Source organism: Brevundimonas sp. SL130 (genome assembly GCF_026625805.1).
GTDB lineage: Bacteria > Pseudomonadota > Alphaproteobacteria > Caulobacterales > Caulobacteraceae > Brevundimonas.
Map to the genome: position 1 here is coordinate 200028 of NZ_CP113064.1, position 15437 is coordinate 215464.

Consider the following 15437-nt stretch of genomic DNA (forward strand, 5'->3'; position numbering starts at 1 on the left):
GGAGCCGTCCCTGGAGAGGAGGATCCCCATGAAGTCGTCCATCAAGCGCGCCGGCGCCCTGACCGCCACCGTCTGCCTTTTGGCCCTGTCCGGGGCGGCCCTGACGGCCTGCGCCACGCACGAAGTCGATTTCCAGGGCGAGGGCGAAGGTTTCGTCGGGCCGGGCGCGCCGGTCCAGGCGGTGCTTGAAACCCCCTCGGTCGGCACGGCCGGCCAGGACGCAGCCGATGATCCCGCCGTCTGGGCCTCGGCCTCGCCAGTGACGGTCATGGGCAAGACCACGCCGGGCTTCGTCGCCGGAACGGACAAGAAGTCGGGCCTCTATATCTACGGTTTCGACGGCCAGATCCTGCAGTTCATGCCGGAAGGCCTGCTGAACAATGTCGATCTGACCGAGGGACTGAGCGTCGGAGGGCGGCCGCAAATCGTCCTGGGCGCCAGCGATCGGACGCCGGGCAAGACCGGGATTTCGCTCTATCTGTTCGATCCGGCGGGAACCGGTGAGAACGGCGTACGGCCCTGGGGCGCCATCGCCACCGACGTGATCGAACCCTATGGCTTCTGTTTCGCGCGGCGCGGCGCCGAGATCCACGCGGTCCTGGTGGGCCACGAGGGCGAACTGCGTCAGTTCATATTGAGCGTGGACGCGGCGGGCCAACCGGTCTCGCGCGAGGTGCGTCGCGCCGAGATCGGCACGATTTCCGAAGGCTGCGCCGCCGACGAGGCGACCGACGCCCTCTATATCACCGAGGAGAACGTCGGCCTGTGGCGCTACGGCCTCAATCCGGCGAGCGGGGCGGCGCGCACCCTGGTGCAGCCGATCGCCAAGGACATATTGGTCGCCGACGCCGAAGGCCTGACGCCCCTGACGGACGGCGACAAACGCTATCTGATCGGCTCAAGCCAGGGCGACTCGACCTTCCCCGTCTGGCGCATCGACGGCGCGACGCCGGAGTACAAGGGCCGGTTCAAGATCGTGGACGGCGTCGTGGACGGGGTCACCGGTACAGACGGCCTGGCGGCCGCCAGCGGCGTGGTCGGTCCCTTCCCCGAGGGTCTGGTGGTGATCCAGGACGACGTGAACGACGTCGGAACCCAGAACTTCAAATATGTGGACTGGCGCGACATCCGCCGCGCCCTGGGCCTGTAAGCGCCTACTGATCCTCGTCGAACTTGCGGGCGACGAGGTCCGTCAGGGCCTCGATCGCTTCCCCGGCGTCGGCGCCTTCGGCCGTGACATCGATGCTGCAACCGATGCCGGCGCCCAGCATCAGCAGGCCCATGATCGAGCGGGCGTCTACCGTCACCCCGTCGCGCGTGACGTGGATTTCGCTGTCGAAGCTGGACGCCAGTTTGACGAACTTGGCCGAGGCGCGGGCGTGCAGGCCGCGCGTGTTGCAGATGTTCAGCGTCGCCGTGACCGTCATTTTTCGCCCGCAAGCACCCAGGACGCCACCGAGATATATTTCCGACCCGCATCCTGAGCGTGGGCGACGCAGGATTCCAGCGTCTCGCGCCCCCGTACACTGGCCAGTTTGATCAGCATGGGCAGGTTCAGGCCGGCGATGACCTCGGCATGGGTCTGTTCCATCACCGAGATGGCCAGATTGGACGGGGTGCCGCCGAACATGTCGGTCAACAGGATCACGCCGTCGCCGTCGTTGACCGCAGCGGCCGCATCGACGATGTCACGCCGACGGCGCTCCATGTCGTCCTCCGGCCCGATACAGATGGCCGCGACGCCGCGCTGCGGCCCGACCACATGCTCCATCGCCGCCAGAAATTCAGAGGCCAGCCCACCGTGGGTGACGATAACAAGGCCAATCATGAGAACTTCACTCGCATCCCACCCCAAACCATCCCCGGACTTCCCCGTGCCCGACAGGGAGGTCGGACGCGCCCGTTTGGGACCGCAAGGGCCGTGTCATAGACCCGTTATGCACGGGTTCAAAGCGTCTGAAACGCGACTGTGACCATATCGACCGCCGAGGCGGGGCGAGGGTCCAGCGCCAGGAGGGGCAGGTCGATCCCTGAGAAACGCCGGGACTGCGGCTCCGGCAGCCGTTCCACAGCCTCTGGCAGGCAGGCGACGGCCAGGACGATCCGGGCCGTCAGCCGTGTCCTCACGGACACGATTCCAACGCCGCGCGCCTCGATCCGTCCGGCGATAAGAGCTGGCGCCGTGGCGTAAAGCGCGCCCTCGGACGCCCAGATCTGGGTATAGTCGTCACTGACCAGCCGCCATCCCCGGCCGATCAGGCGAAGGGCCAGGTCGCTCTTGCCCGCCCCAGAGGGGCCCAGGATCATCACGCCCTTCCAGGCTCCGCCCTGGCGCACAGCGACCGTGGTGGCGTGGAGGGGCGGTTCCGGCGTCATGGACGGCGGCCGGCCCCGAGGACGGAAGGCAGGTCGATCTCGAACCGGGCGCCGATCACCAGGCCGTCGTCGCCCGTGCGATTGGACGCCGTGACCCGGCCGCCATGCGCCTCGACGATCTGTTTGGCGATGGACAGGCCCAGGCCCGAGTTGGAGCCAAACACCGCCCCCTTCGGTCGCGACGTATAGAAGCGCTCGAATACGGTCTCGAGGTTCTCGGGCGGTATGCCCGGCCCCTGGTCCTCAACGCGGATACGGATCGGCAAATCTCCGTCGATCTCTTCCAGCACCACCCGCACCTCGCCGTCGGCGGGGCTGAAGGATCGGGCGTTGTCGACGAGGTTACGGAACACCTGTCCCAAGGGACCGTCGCGGCCCGCCACCTTCAGGGTCTGCGATGGACGTTCGAACCGCACAGGGATTTCGCCCGGCCGCGCTGTCGTCTCATAGACGCTGACGATATCCGCCAGCAGTCGGTTCAGATCGATGGGTCGAGGCCGATCACGCGACAGTTCCGCGTCCAGGCGCGAAGCGTTGGAAATGTCGGTGATCAACCGGTCGAGCCGGCGCACATCCTGCTGCAACAGACTGGTCAGCTTCTCCCTCTGGGCGTCGGTCTTGACCAGAGGCAGGGTTTCCAGGGCCGAACGGATCGAGGTCAGCGGGTTCTTGATCTCGTGCGACACATCGGCCGCGAACCGCTCGATGGCGTCCATCCGCGTGGACAGGGTGTCGGTCATGGATTCCAGAGACCGCGCCAGATCGCCGATCTCGTCCTTGCGCTCTTCCAGATCGGGCAGGGAGATGGCGCGCGCCCGCTGCAGCTTGACCTGATCCGCCGCCGCCGACAGCCGCATGATCGGCCGCGCCACAAACAGGTGCAACACCAGTGACGCCAGCAGATTGACGGCCAGGGCCACCAGGGCGAAGGGCACCAGGGCGCGCCGCTGGTCGTCCAGGATTTCATCGACATTGCCGGCTTCCAACGTCAGGACGCCCAGAACCTGTCGGACGTGCCGAATGGGGATGGAGACGGACACGACCCGATCGCCCGATTCGTTGCGCCGGACGGTGGTCTGGGGCTCGCCGGCCAGGGCGCGTTCGACCTCGGCCATGACTTCGCGTTCGGACTCCGATGCCAGCCGTTCCTGCCGATGCGTGCGTACTTCTTGATCACTAGATGGTGGTGTTCCTGCCGGTTTCGCAGGGGAGAGGACAGCGCCAGGAATAATTTCCGTGACTTGATAACTGTCTACTAAAATAAGGCCGTTTGTATCAAATATTCGAGCTCTTTGTCCGCGAGGTATGAATACATCTCTAAGCAAAGTTGGAGTCTTTAGCAAATTAAGTTCCGGTACCGGCTCGCCTATAGTGTACTCCTTATCTGCTAGGACAGTCGATAGTAGCTCGGCTTGTCCTAACAGAGATTCCTTCTTTGCATCAATGAGCCCTCTGCTCCATTCATTTAGGGCAAGAGCTCCTCCAAAAAGAACTAGAAGAGATAGGAGATTTAGAGCCAGTATGAAGAAACCAAGACGGGAACTTCGGCCATATTTGACTTGCAAATCACCCTTGGGTTGATCATTATGCAACCTAATAGACACTGAAACCTCAGGATCGAGAAATGAATGCGTCGAAGTTGATGATTGCAATGTTTGTGGGAGTTTTCATTCCGGCATCGAGTTTTTCAACGCAAACGCGCGCCGAATTGGAGACTTCAGATATCAAGACGTGCGACTATGTTGAGGCGGTTTGCAACATTAAGTATGAGCAAGATGTGGTAATGTGCCAAAACTATCCGCATCTCCACCCAAACGCTCCGACGGTCAATGGAGTGCGAGATTGTTATCCTTATGCGGCCCAGAGGTATAACCGGTGTATTGTAGAGACACCTTGCGTTTAGGCGTCTCTACAATCTAATCGTCAGCTTTCGCGGTAGCGGTAGCCGACGCCATACAGGGTCTCGATCGCGTCGAACTCATTGTCCACGGCGCGGAACTTCTTGCGCATCCGCTTCACGTGGCTGTCGATGGTGCGGTCGTCGACATAGACCTGATCGTCGTAGGCGGCGTCCATCAGATTGTCGCGGCTCTTCACGAAGCCCGGGCGCTGGGCCAGGGCCTGGAGCAGCAGGAACTCGGTCACGGTCAGCTTCACCGGCCTGCCGTCCCAGGTCGATTCGTGGCGGGCCGGGTCCATGCTCAGCTTGCCGCGCTTGATCGCCTTGCCCGAGATTTCGGCCGAAGGCTCAGGTTCGATCCCGTCAGCGCCAGTGCGGCGCAGCAGGGCCTTGACCCGCTCGATCAGCAGCCGCTGGCTGAAGGGTTTGTGGATATAGTCGTCGGCGCCGAGGTTGAAGCCGAGGATCTCGTCGATCTCCTCGTCCTTCGAGGTCAGCATGATCACGGGGATCTGCGAGGTCTGGCGCAGGCGGCGCAGCACCTCCATCCCGTCCATGCGCGGCATCTTCACATCGAGGATGGCCAGGTCCGGCGGGGTGCTTTCCAGCGCCGCCAGGCCCGAGGCCCCGTCGTGATAGGCCGTGATCTTGTGGCCATGGCTTTCCAGCGCCAGCGACACGGACGCTACGATGTTCTCGTCGTCGTCGACCAGGGTGATATTGGCCAAGGTGGTCTTCTCCTGAACTTCCCGTTCCCGCAAGCGAGAACGCACGGCAAGCGTAACCGTTCGATCACGGTTACATTAGGGCCAAGGCAGATGGGCCGCCAAGCCGTCGGTTTCAACGATAGACGGATCGGTTTCCGTCGGCGCAATGAAAATTCACCCTGAAAACTCCGTTTTAAAGCCTTGGCCCCCAGGGTCCGCGTATGGCTGGTCCGATTCACTACGAAGTCTATGTCCGCAGGACGGTTCCATCGTCCTGGTCCCTGCTGATCGCGACCGAGGACCGCAAACACGCCCTCGAAACCGCCGAGGACCAGTTGTCCAACCGGCTGGCGGCGGCCGCCCGCGTCACCAAGGAGACGCTCGATCCAGAAACGGGGGAGTTCAACACCCTCAACATCCTGACGATCGGGGCGCCGGAGGAAAAGAAGAAGCCCAAGGCCGTGGAGGGCGCTCGTCCGGCCTGCAGCGCCCCGCCCGAACTCTATACGCCCCATGCGCGCGCCCTGATCTCACGCGTTCTGGAGGACTGGCTGAAACGCCAGGGGGTGACGGCGTTCGAACTGCTGCACCGACCGGACCTCGCCGAGCGGCTCGACGCCTCAGGCGTGGAGCTTCAACACGCGGTCCAGAAGGTGGCCGTGCCGGAAAGTCAGTCCAGCGGACAAGATCTGCACGCTGTCGTCCGCCATTACCAGCGTCTCGCCGAGGCCTCGGTCGCGCGTCTGATCAAGGCGGGCCAGGCGGGCCTGTTCCCCTCGCTGAAGAACCAGTCGATCGCCGACCTGGCCCATCGTCTGATCGCGGCCCAGGATCGGGCCTTCATCATGGGGGGGGTGATCGCCGACGGTCTGGCGGATCGCAAGGGCGCGCGCGACCGGCTGGACTGTCTGATGGCGATGGTCGAGGCCGCCCCGTCGGAAGGCCAGCCCCGCGCCCTGGTCCTCGGGGCCGTCGAGCAGATCGCGTCCGATATCCTGGCGGTCCGGTCCAATCTGGCGGAAATCCTCGGGCCGTCGCTGGATCACGGGGCCAGTCTGGCGGCCGTGGTGCGCATGGTCGCCCCGCGCGAGGTCGAACGGCTGATCCAAATGGACCCGCGTATGGCCCTGATGACCCCCGTGGTCGAAGGGCCGGCGGCGCGCCTCGGCCAGGGTCTGGCGAGCGGCTATTTCCCCAAACTATCGACATCTCTCGCCCGGATGGTGACGCGCGAAGTGGCGAGCCAAAGACGCCTCAGACCCAATGATCCGGTCGGAGAGATCGATATTCTGCGGACGCTCGCGATGGCCCTGACGGCGGCGGCGGGACGGCTGCTGACGCTGGAAGAGGTGCAAAACGCCTTCGTGGACCGCTCAAAGAGCCTGGTCACGCCCGATTTCGTCGGCGCCTATGTCCGCCAGTGCAAGACCGTCCTGTCGGAGGCCGAATATCTGACGCGGCTGTGCGAAAACGTCACCGGGGGCGCCAACAAGCGGGCGGCGGCGCGCTGGCTCAGCGCCTGCGTCACCTCGCTGAGGCTGGAAAACGAGATGCGCCAGACGACGCCCGGCGGGCCTAGCGTCTCGCAGAAACTGCTGGTGCTCGCTCGACTTCAACGGTCGGTGCGCGCCGTGCAGCTCGGAGAAATCGACGAAAGAGAGATCTCGATCGCGATCGGCGTCCTGGGCGGGACGCTGGAGGCCGACGCCGGCCTGCTGAACCAGATCGGGCGGGCCCAGGCTACGACTGTGCAGAAGCTGACCGCCCTGATGAAGATGATCACCGGCGAAACCGCCCCGCTTGGGCCGGCGGCCGACCGAGCCCGCAGCGAAGCGATCAAGATGCTGCGCATTCCCGAAATCCGCGACGCCGCCGCAATCGAGCCGGCGCTTCAGGCCATGATGCAGGCCGCCGGTCTTAAGATCTGACGCTCAGTCGAAGATGTCGAAGATGCTGTCCCGCTTCTTCTTCTTGTAGCGGTAATCGTCGTCGTCACGGCGGCGATCATCGCGATAGCCCCGATCATCCCCATACGGCCGCGCGCCGCCCCAAGGCTGGGGCTGGGGCTGGGGCTGGGTGTGGGGAGGCGGGGCATAGGCCTGGGGCTGGGCGTGAGGCGCGGGCGCAGAGGCTCGCCCGTCCTGGGCTGCTGACTCCATCAGCTTTTCCAGTTCGCCACGATCAAGCCAGACGCCGCGGCAGGCGGGGCACATGTCGAACTGAACCCCGTCGCGATCCAGGGTCTGCATCGCGGAATTGTCGTTCGGGCACATCAGAAGGGGCATGAGGTCTCCACACGGATCATGAACAGATCAAGAAACGGGCGCCGACGCGAGGGAACCGAGGGGGCGGTCCGTTCGCATCGGCGCATCCGTACGGTGCGACATCGCATCGTCGCGACCCGGCGGGGCAGGGGAACACTCGCCGTTCGCGGCGACGCCAGAGGGGCCCGTTCCGCCCATCCAAGCTAGGCGCCGCGACGCGGCTCCGCCATGCGGCCTGGCGCCACAGGGGGGGGGTGGCCTTAAGGCGCAACAGGCCTTTGGTCCGGAATCTAGCCCCGCTTGGACGCCTTGCGGAAGGCCGGTTGGGCCATGGCGACATTGCGCGCCGAGACGGTCTTTTCCTCGGCCTTGGCGCCGACCTGGGCGTTGAACCCGTGACCGGCCTTGGCCTTCTTGGCGGCCAGGGCCTGTTTAAGCTTGTCGGCGGCGGTCGGTGTCGTTTGATCGTTCATCCGGCCATCCTAGCACGCCTGGCGGCCCGAGTCTGGCGCGAGTCTGGCCCACGTCTGGCCCGACCACACCGGCGGCATTCCCTCAGGTGCGCATTAACCGGCGGCACAGGTCGTCGAGCTGTTCCAGCGAGCCATAGCGGATGGTCAGCTCGCCCTTGCCGCTGCGGTCGTTCAGCTGAACATTCAAGCCCAGGGCGTCAGCCAGATCCTGTTGCAGGGCGGCGACGTCGGCCGCCCCCTCCCCTGCCGGCGCCGACACGGCTTTGACCGGCTTGGGGCCTTCCGCAGCGCGACGCGCCAGGGCCTCGACCTGACGCACGTTCAGACCCTCGTTGAAGGCCTGGTCGGCCAGGGCGGCGGCGTTGGGCGCGGTCACCAGGGCGCGGGCGTGGCCGGCGGTCAGCTTGCCGTGCCGCACATACCACAGCACTTCTTCCGGCAGCTGCAGCAGGCGCAAGGTGTTGGCGATATGGCTGCGGCTCTTGCCGACAATGCCCGCCACCTGGTCCTGGGTACGGCCGAACCGCTCCATCAGCACCCGATAGGCGTCGGCCTCTTCCAGTGGATTCAGGTCGGCGCGCTGGACGTTTTCGATGATGGCGACTTCGAACACCTCGACGTCGTCCATTTCGCGGACGACGATCGGCACCTCGGTCAGCCGTGCGGCCTGAGCCGCGCGCCAGCGGCGTTCGCCGGCGATGATCTGCCAGACCCCGTCTTCGCCCGGCTGGGTCCGGACCAGGATCGGCTGAAGCACGCCCTTGTCGCGGATCGAGGCCGTCAGTTCTTCCAGGTGCTCCTGGGTGAAGATCTTGCGCGGTTGGTCCGGATTGGGCTTCAGGCTTTCGATCGGCGCCAGCTGGACGCCCGACGGCATAGGCGCGCCGGCCGCCGTCGGCGCCTCGACATTCTCGCCCATCAGGGCCGACAAGCCGCGTCCCAGACCTCTTTGTCGTTCAGCCAAGATATTCTTCCGTTCTTCTAGAATTCAGACGCGCGGCGTCACGCCGCCAATTTCAGGCGCTGGCGCTCGCGCTTCACCACTTCCTTGGCCAGACGCAGATAGGCCTGGCTGCCGGCGCATTTCAGATCATAGATCAAGGCGGGCTTACCGAAGGACGGCGCCTCGGCCACCCGCACATTACGCGGGATGACGCTGTCATAGACCTTGTCGCCGAAATGGGCCCGGACGTCATTGGCCACCTGGCCGGACAGGGCGCTCCGGCGATCAAACATGGTCAGGACCAGCCCCTGGATTTCCAGCGCCGGATTAAGGCTCTGCTTCACCATGTCGATGGTGCGCATCAACTGGCTCAACCCCTCCAGCGCGAAGAATTCGCACTGCAAGGGCACCAGAACCGCATCCGCCGCCGCCATGGCGTTCAGGGTCAGCAGGTTCAGGGACGGCGGACAGTCGATCAGGACATAGTCATACGCGGTAGGGCCATGGTCATGCGCCCGCAAAGCGTCCCGTAAACGATAGGATCGGCGATCCGCCTGGCTCAGTTCGATCTCGACGCCAGACATGTCGGCGTCCGCCGGCACGATCCAGAGGCCGGGAACCGTGGTCTGCACCGCGGCGTCATCAACCGAGCGCTGGTCTACGACGACGTCGTAAATCGTGACCCGACGCGTTTCACGTGGAACGCCCAAACCGGTCGAGGCATTGCCCTGCGGGTCCATATCGACGATCAGGACGCGCTTGCCGATCGCGGCCAGGGCCGTGCCCAGATTGATGGCCGTCGTCGTCTTGCCGACGCCCCCCTTCTGGTTGGACACGGCGAGAACGCGGGCAGGCAGTTTGTTAGTGCTGGGGGCGGGCACGTCGAACACTCCGGACTGTCACGATACGGCCGCGCGGGTCGCTTTGCGACGGGGCCAGTTCAGCTTCGAAATGCCAGGATTTCCGCGCTTCAATCAACTCGGATTCGGCCTTCTCCCCCTTCAGGAACAGACCTTGTGCACCCCTTTGGAAGTAGGGCTGTGCATAACCCAGCAGCCGCTCCATCGGGGCCACGGCGCGAGCCGTGACGACGTCGCACGTGACGCTCTGTTCCTCGGCGCGGCCATTGATGACCGTGGCCGGCAGAGCGAACCCATCGACGATTTCCTGAAGAAATCGGCAGCGCTTGCCCAGGCTGTCGATCAACCAGACGTGCGCCCCTTCCCGTCCCTTCAGCAAAAGCGCCAAGACCACGCCCGGAAAACCGGCCCCCGCCCCCAGATCGGCCCAGGTCCGGGCGTCGGGGGCTTGGGCCAGAAGCTGGGCGCTGTCCCAGGCGTGACGGTTCCAGAAGTCCGGCAGACTGTCAGGCCCAACCAGATTCATCACCGCATTGGCCTCGACCAACCGAATTCGGAAGGCTTCCAGGTCGGCCATCTGCGTTGCCGACGCGCCCGTCCTGGCCTGAAACGCGGCCCGCTCAGTCTCCAACATCAGGCGGCGACCGCGGCTTTGGGCGATCGTTTCACGTGGGCGAGCAGCGCCGTCAGGGCGCCGGGGGTCATGCCCTCGATCCGGCCCGCCTGGCCCAGGGTGCGCGGCTGGACCCTCACCAGCTTCTCGCGCACCTCGTTCGACAAACTCCCTATCGCGGCATAGTCGAGGTCGCCGGGAAGCCGCAGATCCTCCTCGCGCCGGAGCGCCTCGGCATCGATCGACTGGCGGTCAAGATAGTTGGCGTAACCCGCGTCGATCTCGACCTGTTCGCGAACCTCGGCATCCCATTCCGCGATGTCAGGCCGCACGCTGACGAAATGGTCCAGCGTCACATTTGGAAAGGCGAGCAGCTCCCGCATCGATCTGCGGCGTCCGTCGGCATTGACCGGAATGCCCAATCTATTGGCCTCTTTAGGCGTAAAGACGGTTTCACGTGAAACAACACCGGCCACGGACAGTTTCTCAGCCTTGGCCAAAAACCGCTGCGCGCGCGCTTCCCCGACAAGACCCACGGCCATACCCAGCGGCGTCAGCCTCTGGTCGGCATTGTCCGCACGCAGAGTGAGCCGATATTCGGCCCGGCTGGTGAACATGCGATAGGGTTCGGTCACCCCTCGCGTCACCAGGTCATCGATCATCACCCCGATATAGGCCTGCTCTCGTCCCAGGATCACCGGCTCCTGACCGGCCGCCGCTCGCGCGGCGTTCAGACCCGCCATCAGGCCCTGAGCCGCCGCCTCCTCATAGCCCGTCGTGCCGTTGATCTGGCCGGCCAGATACAGCCCAGGCCGCTTCTTCACTTCCAGCGCCGGGCTCAGTTCGCGGGGATCGACATAGTCGTATTCGATGGCATAGCCGTAGCGAAACACCTCGACCGCCTCCAGGCCGGGGATGGTTCGCAGGAAGGCCAGCTGGGTCGTCTCTGACACCGAGGTCGAGATGCCGTTCGGATAGACCGTCGGATCGTCCAGACCTTCGGGCTCCAGGAAGATCTGGTGGCTGGTCTTGTCGGCGAACCGCACCACCTTGTCCTCGATAGAGGGGCAATAGCGCGGCCCCCGCCCCGACAGCTTGCCGCCATAGACGGCGCTCTCGCCCAGGTTCTCGGCGATGATGCGGTGGGTTTCTTCGGTCGTATGAGTCACGCCACAGGCGATCTGTTCCACGTGGATTCGGTCGGTCATGAAGGAAAAGGCCGACGGCTCCGCGTCCGCCTGCTGCATCTCCAGCCGCTCCCAGGCGATGGTGCGCCCATCCAGCCGCGCCGGCGTGCCGGTCTTCAACCGGCCCATCATCAAGTCTGCGGCGTGAAGATCGCCGGCCAGGCCGGTCGAGGGATCCTCACCATGACGCCCAGCTGGAATCCGTTCGTCTCCCCGATGAATCACGCCGTTCAGGAAGGTGCCGGTCGTCAGGACCACAGCTCCGGCTCGCACCGTCTCCCCTGCCCCGGTCATCACGCCGACCACGCGAGCTCCGTCGAGGATCAACCGCTCGGCCGTTCCCGCCATCAGACTGAGGTTCCCCGTGGCGGCCAGCTCGGCCTGCATGGCCTCACGGTATAGGCGCCGATCAATCTGGCTGCGCGGCCCGCGAACGGCCGCGCCTTTTGAACGGTTTAAAAGCCGAAACTGAATCCCCGACACATCGGCCAGCCGCCCCATAACCCCGTCCAGGGCGTCGATCTCGCGCACCAGATGCCCCTTGCCCAGACCGCCGATCGCGGGATTGCAGGACATCTCGCCGATGGTCTCAAGCTTCTGGGTCAGCAACAGGGTGCGAGCGCCCGCGCGCGCCGATGCTGCGGCCGCCTCACAGCCGGCGTGGCCGCCGCCGATCACGACGACGTCGAAGGATTTATCCATTGGGAGGGTCATCCCGGCCACATAGGCCAAACGGGCGGATTTCGCCAGTCCCGGCGCTCAGGCCGCGGTTCGTTGAACGTAGTCATACTTAGGGTGTTTCACGTGAAACACCGGTATTACTTTCCGATGCAGAAGGTGGAGAAGACCTCGCCCAGCACATCCTCGACCCCAATCTCGCCTGTGACCCGCCCCAGGGCCCCGGCCGCTCGACGAAGATCATCGCCCGCCATTTCGGGCCCGATGCTCAGGGCGCCCCGGCCTGCTTCGACCGCCTCCAGCGCCTCGGTCAGGCGCAGTCGGTGACGCTCACGCGTGATCGCCGGAAAGTCCGCACCCGATAGATCGACCGCCAGACGACGGGCGATCCAGTCGTGAAGCTCCGCCAAACCCTCGCCCGTGCGACTGCTGACGCGGATGGCCTCCAAACCCGGATGCTCGAAAACGGCCGCCGCCTCATCCGACTTATTGGCCACGATCAGATCGCCTGCCCGGACATAGTCGGCCGCGACTCCTTCAGGATCTCCAGGGGCGCGGACCCAGAGCCGCAACTCCGCCTCCTCCGCCCGTCGCCGCGCCCGGCGCACACCCTCGGCCTCGACGGGGTCGTCGCTCTCCCGCAGGCCTGCTGTGTCCGACAGGGTCACAGCATAGCCGCCGATCACCAGGTCGGCGTCCAGAACGTCACGCGTCGTCCCTGCAATCGGGGTGACGATGGCCGCTTCACGTTCGATCAAGGCATTGAACAGCGAGGACTTGCCGGCGTTTGTCTCGCCGATCAGGACGATGCGATAGCCGTCCCGCACGCGCTCGCCTCGCCGCCCCGCCGCCACAGCCCGCCGCAGATCCTCGGCCAGCCGGTCCAGCACCGGCCCCGCCGTCTGCGCCAGATTGTCCGGCACCTCTTCGTCCGGAAAATCGATCTCCGCCTCGACCAGGGCCAGGGCGAGCAACAGGTCGCGGCGGAAGCCGGCATAGGTGGCGCTGAGCTGGCCATCCAGCTGACCCAGAGCTTGCCGCGCCTGGGCCGTGGTCTCGGCGTCGATCAGGTCGGCCACCGCCTCGGCCTGGGCCAGGTCCATCCGCCCGTTCTGAAACGCGCGCCGGGTGAACTCGCCTGGCTCGGCGGGCCGCAAACCCAGGGCGATCAAGGCCTGGCTGGCCGCCTCGACGACGGCCCGTCCCCCGTGCAGGTGCAGCTCGGCCGCATCCTCGCCGGTGTAGGAGTTCGGCGCGACAAACCGCAGAACCAGCGCCTGGTCGATGGAAGCGCCGTCATGGGTCAGAGCCCGCACCGAGGCCATCCGCGGCTTCAACCGCCCTGCACCAATCGCATTCAGCGCAGACTCAACCGCCGGCCCCGACAGCCTCAACACGGCGATAGCGCCCCGACCAGGCGGAGTGGCGAGGGCGAAAATAGTGTCGGTCATGATCTTGCTGTCTCCTCCCCGCCCCGCGGGGAGGTGGCGCGGCGCGTCTTCCGCGCCGTGACGGAGGGGCTCTTTCCGCACGACCGGCATCTCTGGGATTTCAAGAGCCCCTCCACCGCGTAGCCTGTCCTCGGGCTCGCCTCCGGCGAGGCCCGGGGGCGGTCCCCCTCCCCACTATGTGGGGAGGAGACAAATCTTTTCACTTCACCGCCGCTTCCATCAAGCGCCGGAACTGGTCCTGGGCCTGAAGCCCGAAACTGGTCCAGGTCTTCAGCAGTTCGTCGGGTTGCATGGCGGCGACATTGGCCTCCATCCGCTTCGTCATCTCGGCCACCATCGCCTCGTTCAAAGGCGTGACGTCGGGCAGGCCCAGAAAGGCCCGCGCCTCGGCCGGCGTGCAATCGATCTCGACTTGAACCTTCATGCCTGCGGTCTCCATTTCACGTGAAACCGCCTCTCCTCAAGCAGCCCCGCGCCGCGCGCGGAGCGATAGGAGAGAGACGACGGATCAGGTGTTCATCGACTGGAAGAAGTCCGAGTTGTTCTTCGACTGACGCAACTTGTCGAGCAGGAATTCGATCGCATCCTGCGGACCCATGGGATTCAGGATGCGGCGCAGGACATAGGTCTTGGCCAGCTGATCCTTCGGCGTGATCAGGTCTTCCTTGCGGGTGCCGGACTTCAGCACATCGATGGCGGGGAAGATGCGCTTGTCGGCGACCTTGCGGTCCAGCACGATTTCCGAGTTGCCGGTGCCCTTGAACTCTTCGAAGATCACTTCGTCCATCCGGCTGCCGGTGTCGATCAGGGCCGTGGCGATGATGGTCAGCGACCCGCCCTGCTCCACATTCCGCGCGGCGCCGAAGAAGCGTTTCGGCCGTTGCAGGGCGTTGGCGTCCACACCGCCGGTCAGCACCTTGCCCGACGACGGGACGGTGGCGTTATAGGCGCGGCCCAGGCGGGTGATGGAGTCCAGCAGGATCACCACGTCCTTCTTGTGCTCGACCAGACGCTTGGCCTTTTCGATCACCATCTCGGCGACGGCGACGTGGCGCGTGGCCGGCTCGTCGAAGGTCGAGGCCACGACCTCGCCCTTGACCGTCCTCTGCATGTCGGTGACTTCTTCCGGCCGTTCGTCGATCAGCAGGACGATCAGGATGACTTCGGGGTGGTTCTTCTCGATCGACTTGGCGATGTTCTGCAGCATCACCGTCTTGCCGACCCGCGGCGGCGCCACGATCAGACAGCGCTGGCCCTTGCCCAGGGGGGCGACGATGTCGATGACGCGGCCGGAACGATCCTTCAGCGTCGGATCCTGGATTTCCATGTGCAGCCGCTCTTCGGGATAGAGGGGCGTCAGGTTGTCGAACAGGACCTTGGTCTTGACCATCTCGGGGTCTTCGAGATTGATCGTATCGACCTTGAGCAGGGCGAAATAGCGCTCGCCTTCGCGCGGGGCCCGCACCGCGCCATGGACCGTATCGCCCGACCGCAGGCCGAAACGGCGAATCTGCGACGGCGACACATAGACGTCGTCGGGGCCCGGCAGATAGTTGGCGTCCGAGCTGCGCAGGAAGCCGAACCCGTCGGGCAGGATCTCCAGCACCCCGTCGGCGATGATTTCGACTTCTTCGTCAGCCAGGGCCTTCAGGATGGCGAACAGCAGATCCTGCTTGCGCAGGTTCGAGGCGTTCTCGACCTCCAGCTGTTCGGCGAAGGCGACCAGGTCGGCCGGGGTCTTCTCGTTCAGTTCGGCCAGGGTGATCCGGCCATTGGCGACCACGGGCTCGCCATCATCCTCGTCGTCGTCCGCCGTGGTGTCCACGCCGGAATCGGCGCCCGCCGCCTCGCCGGCTTCATGCTCGGCGCCGTGATGGGTCGGGGCTTCAGCCCCCGAGTTCTCAGCCTGGGCGTTTTCGGTCTCGGGGGTGTCGTTATCGGTGACGTCGGTCATGATGCAGGCTCGCGGACGCGCGCACGGAACC

General features: G+C 65.1%; 16 protein-coding genes. 2 read left to right on the top strand and 14 right to left on the bottom strand.

Annotated elements, in window-relative coordinates:
- The first annotated feature begins 28 nt into the window (after nucleotides 1–28).
- The gene (locus OU998_RS00925) at nucleotides 29–1150 is read left to right on the top strand and encodes a phytase (protein ID WP_267514981.1); all 1122 of its coding nucleotides are present in this window, start codon (nucleotides 29–31) and stop codon (nucleotides 1148–1150) included.
- 4 nt (nucleotides 1151–1154) lie between these two features.
- Here the strand turns inward: OU998_RS00925 and OU998_RS00930 are convergent, their stop codons facing one another.
- From OU998_RS00930 to OU998_RS00950, 5 genes are all read right to left on the bottom strand, one after another.
- The gene (locus OU998_RS00930) at nucleotides 1155–1427 is read right to left on the bottom strand and encodes an HPr family phosphocarrier protein (RefSeq protein WP_267514982.1); all 273 of its coding nucleotides are present in this window, start codon (nucleotides 1425–1427) and stop codon (nucleotides 1155–1157) included.
- Nucleotides 1424–1828: a PTS sugar transporter subunit IIA gene (locus tag OU998_RS00935; RefSeq protein WP_267514983.1), complete on the bottom strand. Its 405-nt coding sequence runs from the start codon at nucleotides 1826–1828 to the stop codon at nucleotides 1424–1426. The genes OU998_RS00930 and OU998_RS00935 overlap by 4 nt, the downstream gene beginning before the upstream one ends.
- A gap of 119 nt (nucleotides 1829–1947) precedes the next feature.
- Complete coding sequence (locus OU998_RS00940) at nucleotides 1948–2376, bottom strand: HPr kinase/phosphorylase (RefSeq protein ID WP_267514984.1); 429 nt, start codon at nucleotides 2374–2376, stop codon at nucleotides 1948–1950.
- Nucleotides 2373–3980 (bottom strand): stimulus-sensing domain-containing protein, encoded by a 1608-nt coding sequence (locus OU998_RS00945; protein ID WP_267516670.1) that lies wholly within the window; start codon nucleotides 3978–3980, stop codon nucleotides 2373–2375. Before OU998_RS00945 ends, OU998_RS00940 begins: the two co-directional genes overlap by 4 nt.
- 319 nt (nucleotides 3981–4299) lie before the next feature.
- Nucleotides 4300–5004, bottom strand: coding sequence for a response regulator transcription factor (locus OU998_RS00950; protein WP_267514985.1), 705 nt, complete (start codon nucleotides 5002–5004; stop codon nucleotides 4300–4302).
- A gap of 200 nt (nucleotides 5005–5204) precedes the next feature.
- On the opposite strand from OU998_RS00950, the gene OU998_RS00955 reads away from it, so the two are divergent.
- On the top strand, nucleotides 5205–6911 hold the full coding sequence (locus tag OU998_RS00955; RefSeq protein ID WP_267514986.1) for a hypothetical protein: 1707 nt from the start codon (nucleotides 5205–5207) through the stop codon (nucleotides 6909–6911).
- Between the two features lie 3 nt (nucleotides 6912–6914).
- Here the strand turns inward: OU998_RS00955 and OU998_RS00960 are convergent, their stop codons facing one another.
- The 9 genes from OU998_RS00960 to rho form a co-directional block, all read right to left on the bottom strand.
- Nucleotides 6915–7268: a zf-TFIIB domain-containing protein gene (locus tag OU998_RS00960; protein ID WP_267514987.1), complete on the bottom strand. Its 354-nt coding sequence runs from the start codon at nucleotides 7266–7268 to the stop codon at nucleotides 6915–6917.
- A gap of 269 nt (nucleotides 7269–7537) precedes the next feature.
- Nucleotides 7538–7720, bottom strand: coding sequence for a hypothetical protein (locus tag OU998_RS00965; protein WP_267514988.1), 183 nt, complete (start codon nucleotides 7718–7720; stop codon nucleotides 7538–7540).
- Nucleotides 7721–7802: 82 nt separating this feature from the next.
- A complete protein-coding gene (locus tag OU998_RS00970; protein WP_267514989.1) occupies nucleotides 7803–8684 on the bottom strand; it encodes a ParB/RepB/Spo0J family partition protein in 882 nt (293 codons plus the stop codon).
- Between the two features lie 38 nt (nucleotides 8685–8722).
- Nucleotides 8723–9520, bottom strand: coding sequence for a ParA family protein (locus tag OU998_RS00975; protein WP_267516672.1), 798 nt, complete (start codon nucleotides 9518–9520; stop codon nucleotides 8723–8725).
- A gap of 4 nt (nucleotides 9521–9524) precedes the next feature.
- Nucleotides 9525–10100 carry a 16S rRNA (guanine(527)-N(7))-methyltransferase RsmG gene (gene rsmG / locus OU998_RS00980; RefSeq protein ID WP_420709776.1) on the bottom strand — a complete coding sequence of 192 codons (576 nt, stop codon included), beginning with the start codon at nucleotides 10098–10100 and terminating at the stop codon, nucleotides 9525–9527.
- A 56-nt stretch (nucleotides 10101–10156) separates the two neighbouring features.
- Nucleotides 10157–12025, bottom strand: a complete 1869-nt coding sequence (mnmG, locus tag OU998_RS00985; protein WP_267514991.1) for a tRNA uridine-5-carboxymethylaminomethyl(34) synthesis enzyme MnmG — start codon at nucleotides 12023–12025, stop codon at nucleotides 10157–10159.
- Nucleotides 12026–12141: 116 nt separating this feature from the next.
- Entirely contained in the window at nucleotides 12142–13452 is a 1311-nt protein-coding gene (gene mnmE / locus OU998_RS00990; RefSeq protein ID WP_267514992.1) for a tRNA uridine-5-carboxymethylaminomethyl(34) synthesis GTPase MnmE, read from the bottom strand.
- Between the two features lie 199 nt (nucleotides 13453–13651).
- Nucleotides 13652–13876, bottom strand: coding sequence for a DUF6489 family protein (locus tag OU998_RS00995; RefSeq protein ID WP_267514993.1), 225 nt, complete (start codon nucleotides 13874–13876; stop codon nucleotides 13652–13654).
- An 84-nt stretch (nucleotides 13877–13960) separates the two neighbouring features.
- Nucleotides 13961–15406, bottom strand: a complete 1446-nt coding sequence (gene rho, locus OU998_RS01000) for a transcription termination factor Rho (protein ID WP_267514994.1) — start codon at nucleotides 15404–15406, stop codon at nucleotides 13961–13963.
- Between the last annotated feature and the right edge of the window lie 31 nt (nucleotides 15407–15437).

What these genes read in the sequence shown, in the direction of transcription:
- OU998_RS00925 (WP_267514981.1), top strand. Translation starts at nt 29, where the DNA reads ATGAAGTCGTCCATCAAGCGCGCCGGCGCCCTGACCGCCACCGTCTGC.
- OU998_RS00930 (WP_267514982.1), bottom strand. Translation starts at nt 1,427, where the DNA reads ATGACGGTCACGGCGACGCTGAACATCTGCAACACGCGCGGCCTGCAC.
- OU998_RS00935 (WP_267514983.1), bottom strand. Translation starts at nt 1,828, where the DNA reads ATGATTGGCCTTGTTATCGTCACCCACGGTGGGCTGGCCTCTGAATTT.
- OU998_RS00940 (WP_267514984.1), bottom strand. Translation starts at nt 2,376, where the DNA reads ATGACGCCGGAACCGCCCCTCCACGCCACCACGGTCGCTGTGCGCCAG.
- OU998_RS00955 (WP_267514986.1), top strand. Translation starts at nt 5,205, where the DNA reads ATGGCTGGTCCGATTCACTACGAAGTCTATGTCCGCAGGACGGTTCCA.
- OU998_RS00960 (WP_267514987.1), bottom strand. Translation starts at nt 7,268, where the DNA reads ATGCCCCTTCTGATGTGCCCGAACGACAATTCCGCGATGCAGACCCTG.
- OU998_RS00965 (WP_267514988.1), bottom strand. Translation starts at nt 7,720, where the DNA reads ATGAACGATCAAACGACACCGACCGCCGCCGACAAGCTTAAACAGGCC.
- rsmG (WP_420709776.1), bottom strand. Translation starts at nt 10,100, where the DNA reads ATGGCCGACCTGGAAGCCTTCCGAATTCGGTTGGTCGAGGCCAATGCG.
- mnmG (WP_267514991.1), bottom strand. Translation starts at nt 12,025, where the DNA reads ATGGATAAATCCTTCGACGTCGTCGTGATCGGCGGCGGCCACGCCGGC.
- mnmE (WP_267514992.1), bottom strand. Translation starts at nt 13,452, where the DNA reads ATGACCGACACTATTTTCGCCCTCGCCACTCCGCCTGGTCGGGGCGCT.
- OU998_RS00995 (WP_267514993.1), bottom strand. Translation starts at nt 13,876, where the DNA reads ATGAAGGTTCAAGTCGAGATCGATTGCACGCCGGCCGAGGCGCGGGCC.
- rho (WP_267514994.1), bottom strand. Translation starts at nt 15,406, where the DNA reads ATGACCGACGTCACCGATAACGACACCCCCGAGACCGAAAACGCCCAG.